This is a genomic window from Capnocytophaga canis, assembly GCF_000827555.1.
Lineage (GTDB): Bacteria > Bacteroidota > Bacteroidia > Flavobacteriales > Flavobacteriaceae > Capnocytophaga > Capnocytophaga canis.
The window spans coordinates 1-6652 of the sequence record NZ_CDOI01000212.1 but is presented as its reverse complement, the minus strand read 5'-3'; the positions used below and the strand labels follow the sequence as shown (position 1 = coordinate 6652).

Sequence of the window (6652 nt, the reverse complement as noted above, 5' to 3'; positions counted from 1 at the left end):
ACAGAATTTTGAAACCCGTTGTAGATGAATATATTACATCGGTTAAATTTCCTGAGTTGAAAATCCACACCTCGGATATTTTTTAATATTTTTTATAGGGAATATATACTAACAGATAAAATCAATATTGAAGCCTAAGATAACAATCCATTATGTTTGAATATATTATAGAAAAAGATAAAGAGTTATTCCTTTACCTTAATGGCTTAGGTTCAGAGCATTGGGATATTTTTTGGCTCTTTATAAGTCATAAATTTTCTGCTTTACCTTTGTATGTTTTGTTGCTTTTTTTCTGTTTCAAGTACTTTAAGTGGAAGAAAACTATCGTAATATTAGTTTGTGTTGCCCTGATGATTGTTGCTACCGACCAATTGGCGAATGTTTTTAAATACGGTTTTGAGCGATTGCGTCCGTGTCATGACAAAAGTCTAATTTCCCAAATGCGTTTGGTTATTTGTGGTGGTAAATACGGCTATTTTTCGGCTCATGCAGCTAGTTCAATGGCAGTAGCTGTCTTTTTTGGTAAATTATTCCATAAGAAAATAAAATGGCTATTTCTTGTGTTGCTTTTGTGGTCATTTTTAGTGGGTTACAGCCGAATTTATTTAGGAGTTCACTTTCCTGGTGATGTGCTTACGGGCTTTATCATAGGCGGATTGTTAGGGTTTGTGTTTTATCTAATTATAGCTGATAGGTATAAACATAAAACAATGTAATATCAAGTTTCTAAAAAGGTTATGTACGAAGGGTTTAAAGAAATAATTAGTCGCGTTGTAAATAACATTATGGATTAAATTGATGGTATTCAGCAATTTATAATTAAACACAATAATAGATTTAACCATGAGAAAAATTATATATTTATACTTATGTTTCTTCTCCTTAATTTCTTGTAAAGAGGAAACGCTATCTAATGAATATATGTCATTTGATGAAGTTCAATATGTTGAAAACTTTCCCAAATCACGGTCTCTTATCAAAGAAAAAATGGTTGATTTTGGAGTTTTGGGAGTCAATAGATTTCGTATTGTAGATAGCTTATTGTTTTTATCAACCAATGACAGTGATGCCTTATGGAAATTGGTCTCATTGCCTAAACAAAAAGTTTTGGGAGCATTTTTGAAAAAAGGACAAGGACCTAATGATTTTCCTATGGCTCCTAACCTTTGTACGCAGACTTGGATATCAAATCAAAATAATGAATGGATAGCTCACATTTATGATTTTAATAGAGGAAAGCTCTGTAAGTTAAATATTTCTCAGGTATTGGCAAATAAAACGGAAGAATTGATTATTTCCGAATTGGATTTACCCCAATCGCTGTTCAATGTTCAAATGCTTGATGAAACTCATTTCTTTTGTAAAATACTGAATAACGAAGCTACTTCACAAGAGCGATTTATGTTCCGCCAAAACAACAAAAGAATACCTCCTCCATTGGCAAAACTCAATGAAGCTCACGTAAGAAGAGGCGAGGATACGAACATATTATCAACGCTTGTTAAATACGATCATGAAAAAGATATTTTAGTAGAAATGCCCTTAGGACTTAACTACATAAATATGTACTCGCTACAAAATGATACTATAGCAAAAACAATATGTTTGGGTAAAGAGATGAATAGCATTACAAGTATTCAAAATACATTCAGATGGAATCGGATGTATACATTTTGTGATGTTCGCTCATTTAAAAATTTTTTTGGAGTTATGTTCATAAACGAAAAGGAGAAAAACTATCAAACGAATCGTGAAAATTTACCAACCATCTTCTTGTTCGATTGGGAAGGAAATCCTTTGATTGAACTGAAATTAGATCATTTAGCTACTTCTTTTGATATTGATTTCACAAACAACAAATTGTACACGCTTGATTCACTTTCCGATGAAATGTTTGTTTATGACATAACTCACATACTATCTGAAATGAAATAAACAAATTATTTTTTCGTAACTTCGCCCTCTAAAAGAACATGTTCACAGGCATAGTGTTATTTCTTTTGGAGGGCAAGTTTATTTTATATATAACACAGAAAATTCAAAAAAATGAAGTTTCTTTAATTCATAAAATGCAATGAATCAGAATACACTTTTGACATATTTAGAAAATTTCATTACGGACTCACGCAAAGAACGCTTTACCGAAATTCTATCGCTAAGGACTAATCATTTTACGGTTGCCGTTGAGGATGTTTTTCAAATGCACAATACCAGTGCCGTGATTCGCAGTTGTGAAGTGTTTGGTGTGCAACAAGCTCATTTGATTGAACAGCGTTTTGGGAAGCGATTGGATGCTAAAATTGCTATGGGAGCTCAAAAATGGGTGGACACATTTCGGTATGAATCTACCCAAGAGTGTATGGATACCCTTCGTGCAAAAGGCTACCAAATTGTGGCTACAACTCCCCATCAAGATGCTTATTTGCTAAACGATTTTGACATCACCCGAAAGAGTGCTTTCTTTTTCGGAACGGAGAAAAGTGGTCTTTCAAAAGAAGTTTTGAATCAAGCGGATACTTACCTAAAAATTCCAATGGTAGGTTTTACTGAAAGTTTAAACATTTCGGTTTGTGTAGCCATTATTCTGCAACAACTGACTGAAAAACTCAGAAAATCAGATGTTTCATGGCAACTTACAGAAGAAGAAAAAACATGCATTCGCATTGATTGGACAAAAAAATCAATTCGCAGTGTAGAAGCTGTACTACAGCGGTTTAATGAAAAATATGCCGAGTAGTTTTTATAATTCAAACGTACGACGAGGATGAAACTTTACCAACATTTCCCTCAGGTGTGAATTCTCAACATGGACGTAAATCTGTGTAGTTGTGATGCTTTCATGTCCCAACATTGTTTGAATAGCACGTAGATTTGCACCATTTTCGAGTAGATGCGTAGCAAAAGAATGTCGAAAAGTATGTGGACTTATCTTTTTTTGTAACCCAATATTTTCCGCTGTTTGCCGAACAATGGTAAAGATCATTGCTCGAGTGAGTTGTTTTCCTCTTCGGTTTAGAAAGACGTAATCTTCATGTCCTTTGGCAATTTTGATTTTTTTTCGCTGATTATGAATATAATTTGATATTTGTTTTTTTGTAAATTCTCCAATGGGAACAAGTCTTTGTTTGCTTCCTTTGCCCATCACTCGAATAAAATCTTCTTCAAAAAATAAATCAGATAATCGTAGAGAAATTAGCTCTGAAACTCGTAATCCACAACCATAAAGTGTTTCGATAATTGCCTTATTTCGATGTCCTTCGTCTATGCTTAAATCGATGGATTCTAATAATTTATCAATTTCTTCTAAAGCAAGGGTATCAGGTAATTTTAATCCTATTTTAGGGCTTTCAATCAAATCCATAGGGTAATCTTCCCGATTTTTTTCGGACATCATAAACTTAAAAAAACTCTTCAAAGCTGAGATGAGTCGAGCTTGTGAGCGTGGATTCAACCCTTTAGAAGTTTCATATACAAATTGTCGTAAGGTATCCACCGAAATAGTGTCGGGAGTTTCTGCAATATGATAGGTTTCGAGATAGGAAATGAGTTTTTCGATATCCAATCCGTACGAAGTTATTGAATTCTTAGACATTCCCCGTTGCAGTTGCAAATAAAATTGGTATTCTTCCTTAGTTTTGTGCCACATTTCTATCTTACCTTAATACTTTCTTTCATTTTTTCAACCACTTTGAAAGCTATTGGACAAATTTCCGTATTTTTTACTGTCAAATTACCTATTTGATATATTTTCTTCCTATCAGTATGTGGATATTCACGACAAGCCTTGGGTCGAACCTCATAGATTAAGCAATAATTATCGGATGCTAAAAAAGAACAAGGCATTGACTGAAATACATAGTCTTTATCTTCATCCACGCGTAAATATTTGGTGATAAAATCCGATGGTTTTACGCGTAAGTGCTTGGAAATTCGCTCAATATCTATGTTTGTTAGCAGTGGTCCTGTTGTTTTACAACAATTAGCACATTGTAGACAGTCAACTTCAGCAGAAACCTCATCATGAATTTCCTGCATCATATAATCTAATTTTTTAGGAGGTTTTTTCTTCAATTGTGCAAAAAACTGTAAACTTTCATCCCGTTTTTGCTTGGCAAGTTTGGGTAGTTCTGACAAATTAATTTCCATTTTCTTCCATTTTCATTGAAAGTTCAAACCAACGTTCTGTTTTTTCTTCTAATTCAGTAATAATTTGCTGTAATTCCATTGATTTTTGTTGAATTTCATCTGAATTGAGTTCTCCTTTAGAAAATAAATCTTCAATACTTGTTTTTTTATCTTCCAGAATAGAAATTTCTTTTTCTAATCGATTAAATTCTTTTTGTTCGTTAAAAGACAATCCTTTTAAACCATCTTTTCGCCATACATTTTTAGTAGTTTCTTTTTTCTCAGAACTTACCTCAACAGGAGGTGTGCTTTCTTCATATACCCTAAAATCCGTATAGTTACCAGGAAAATCCTCCACCACTCCATCACCTCGGAAAACAAATAAATGGTCTACTATTTTGTCCATAAAATATCGGTCGTGCGATACAACAAGCAAACAACCGGGGTAATCCAACAAAAATTCTTCCAAAACGTTTAAAGTTACGATATCCAAATCATTGGTAGGTTCATCTAAAATTAAAAAATTAGGATTTTGAATCAAAACCGTACACAAATAGAGCCTTTTTAATTCACCCCCACTCAATTTTTCAACAAAATCATATTGTTTTTTACGATCAAATAGAAATCTTTCCAATAATTGAGCTGCGGAAAGCGTTTTTCCTTTAAGTAAAGGGATATATTCACCATATTTCTGAATTACTTCGATAACTTTTTGTCCTTCTTTTACCTCAATTCCTTCTTGAGTGTAGTATCCAAATTTAATTGTATCACCAATAACAATTTTTCCGTTGTCAGGTTCTATTTTTTGTGTTAGGAGATTCAAAAAAGTTGATTTTCCTGTGCCGTTTTTCCCGATAATTCCAACCCGTTCGCCACGTAAGAAGTTGTAGTTGAATTTATTGAGAATAATTCTTTCGCCAAATTGTTTGCCAACATTGTGAAATTCAACAATTTTGCTTCCCAAACGTTCCATATTGATTTCAAGTTGCACTACATGGTCTTTACGGCGTTTGTGTGCTTGTTCTTTGATGATATAAAAATCATCAATACGTGATTTTGATTTGGTTGTACGAGCTTTTGGTTGACGACGCATCCAGTCTAATTCCTTGACATATAAATTTTTAGCTTTATCGATACTAGCTTGTTCCTGAGCCAGACGTTGCTCTTTTTTTTCAAGAAAATAAGAGTAATTCCCTTTGTAAGTATATAATTCTCCATTATCAAGTTCCACTATTTCATTACAGACACGTTCCAAAAAATAACGGTCGTGTGTAACCAAAAATAGGGTAATATTCTCCTTAGCAAAAAATTGCTCCAACCACTCAATCATCTCTAAATCAAGATGATTGGTAGGTTCGTCAAGTATGAGTAAGTCAGGTTTAGTAATCAGGACGTTTGCTAACGCTAATCGTTTTTTTTGTCCGCCTGAAAGATTTTTAACTTTTAGTTGTAGGTTATCCAATTTAAGCCGTGATAGGATTTGCTTGTACTGAGTTTCAAAGTCCCATGCATTGTGCAGTTCCATCTTTTCAAAGGCTTTTTGGTAATTTTTTTCATCACTTGGATTTTTCAAAGCCTTTTCATAGTCCTGAATGATTCTCAAAATGGGGTTATCCACAGAAAAGATGGCTTCTTCAATAGTAAAATCTTCATTGAATTCTGGATTTTGCGATAAAAAAGCGATGTGAATTCCATTTCTGGACACTACCTGACCACTATCAGGTTGATCTTTTCCTGATAATATGTTTAAAAGTGTCGTTTTTCCAGTTCCATTTTTAGCAACAAAAGCTATTTTTTGGTCTTTATTGATGCCAAAGGAAATGTTTTGAAATAAAACACGTTCACCGAACGATTTGGATATGTTTTCTACGGATAATAAATTCATTTTGCTCAAAAATATATGAGTTAATAGGTTCAAAAACCGCTTCTAAAGTTTAAATCCCAAAAATCTCAATTTCTCAGCAAAGATATATAAAATGCTCCATACCACAAATTATAGTGTTAAAATCGTAGGCTAATAGCGCATTATTTCGTAATTTCGGGGCAAATTTTGAAATACTATGGATTGGCTGATTTTCACGGAATTATTTGTTGTTTTAGTAGCTATTTTTGTAGGAGCTCGTGTGGGAGGGATTGGATTAGGAGTTTTTGGGATGCTCGGACTTGCTGTTCTGGTATTTGGTTTTGGTTTGAAACCAGGAAATGCTCCCATTGATGTGATGCTTATTATCCTTTCGGTTATCACAGCAGCAGCAGCTTTACAAGCAGCTGGAGGATTGGATTACTTGGTAAGGGTAGCTGAACGAATTCTTCGCAAGAATCCTTCAATGATTACGTTTTTAGCTCCAGTGGTATGCTATATTTTTACGTTTCTTTCCGGCACGGGACATATAGCTTATTCGCTTTTGCCTATCATCTCGGAAATTGCTACGGAAAGTAAAGTTCGTCCTGAACGTCCGTTAAGTATTTCAGTAATTGCTTCGCAACAAGCCATTACAGCAAGTCCCATTTCTGCAGCTACGGCAGG

7 protein-coding genes are annotated in these 6652 nt (G+C 33.9%); 4 read left to right on the top strand and 3 right to left on the bottom strand.

Going from position 1 to position 6652, the window contains the following annotated elements; genetic code table 11:
* Positions 1–152: 152 nt before the first annotated feature.
* From CCAND38_RS11220 to CCAND38_RS11210, 3 genes are all read left to right on the top strand, one after another.
* Complete coding sequence (locus CCAND38_RS11220; RefSeq protein ID WP_042345545.1) at positions 153–716, top strand: phosphatase PAP2 family protein; 564 nt, start codon at positions 153–155, stop codon at positions 714–716.
* Between the two features lie 127 nt (positions 717–843).
* Positions 844–1935, top strand: coding sequence for a BF3164 family lipoprotein (locus CCAND38_RS11215; RefSeq protein ID WP_082024991.1), 1092 nt, complete (start codon positions 844–846; stop codon positions 1933–1935).
* A gap of 139 nt (positions 1936–2074) precedes the next feature.
* Positions 2075–2737: a TrmH family RNA methyltransferase gene (locus tag CCAND38_RS11210; protein WP_042005355.1), complete on the top strand. Its 663-nt coding sequence runs from the start codon at positions 2075–2077 to the stop codon at positions 2735–2737.
* Between the two features lie 3 nt (positions 2738–2740).
* Here CCAND38_RS11210 and xerD read toward each other — a convergent pair whose 3' ends face one another.
* The 3 genes from xerD to CCAND38_RS11195 are packed head-to-tail and all read right to left on the bottom strand — an operon-like array spanning position 2741 to position 6010.
* Positions 2741–3646 (bottom strand): site-specific tyrosine recombinase XerD, encoded by a 906-nt coding sequence (gene xerD, locus CCAND38_RS11205; RefSeq protein WP_042345540.1) that lies wholly within the window; start codon positions 3644–3646, stop codon positions 2741–2743.
* A gap of 2 nt (positions 3647–3648) precedes the next feature.
* Positions 3649–4146, bottom strand: a complete 498-nt coding sequence (locus tag CCAND38_RS11200; RefSeq protein WP_042345538.1) for a YkgJ family cysteine cluster protein — start codon at positions 4144–4146, stop codon at positions 3649–3651.
* Positions 4136–6010, bottom strand: a complete 1875-nt coding sequence (locus CCAND38_RS11195) for an ABC-F family ATP-binding cassette domain-containing protein (protein ID WP_042345536.1) — start codon at positions 6008–6010, stop codon at positions 4136–4138. Before CCAND38_RS11195 ends, CCAND38_RS11200 begins: the two co-directional genes overlap by 11 nt.
* 184 nt (positions 6011–6194) lie before the next feature.
* On the opposite strand from CCAND38_RS11195, the gene CCAND38_RS11190 reads away from it, so the two are divergent.
* The coding region (locus tag CCAND38_RS11190; protein ID WP_231550038.1) for an anaerobic C4-dicarboxylate transporter family protein at positions 6195–6652 on the top strand (458 nt) is incomplete at its 3' end.

Bases quoted from the DNA above. Each gene is read 5' to 3' on its own strand.
- CCAND38_RS11220 (WP_042345545.1), top strand. From the start codon at position 153: ATGTTTGAATATATTATAGAAAAAGATAAAGAGTTATTCCTTTACCTT.
- CCAND38_RS11215 (WP_082024991.1), top strand. From the start codon at position 844: ATGAGAAAAATTATATATTTATACTTATGTTTCTTCTCCTTAATTTCT.
- CCAND38_RS11210 (WP_042005355.1), top strand. From the start codon at position 2,075: ATGAATCAGAATACACTTTTGACATATTTAGAAAATTTCATTACGGAC.
- xerD (WP_042345540.1), bottom strand. From the start codon at position 3,646: ATGTGGCACAAAACTAAGGAAGAATACCAATTTTATTTGCAACTGCAA.
- CCAND38_RS11200 (WP_042345538.1), bottom strand. From the start codon at position 4,146: ATGGAAATTAATTTGTCAGAACTACCCAAACTTGCCAAGCAAAAACGG.
- CCAND38_RS11195 (WP_042345536.1), bottom strand. From the start codon at position 6,010: ATGAATTTATTATCCGTAGAAAACATATCCAAATCGTTCGGTGAACGT.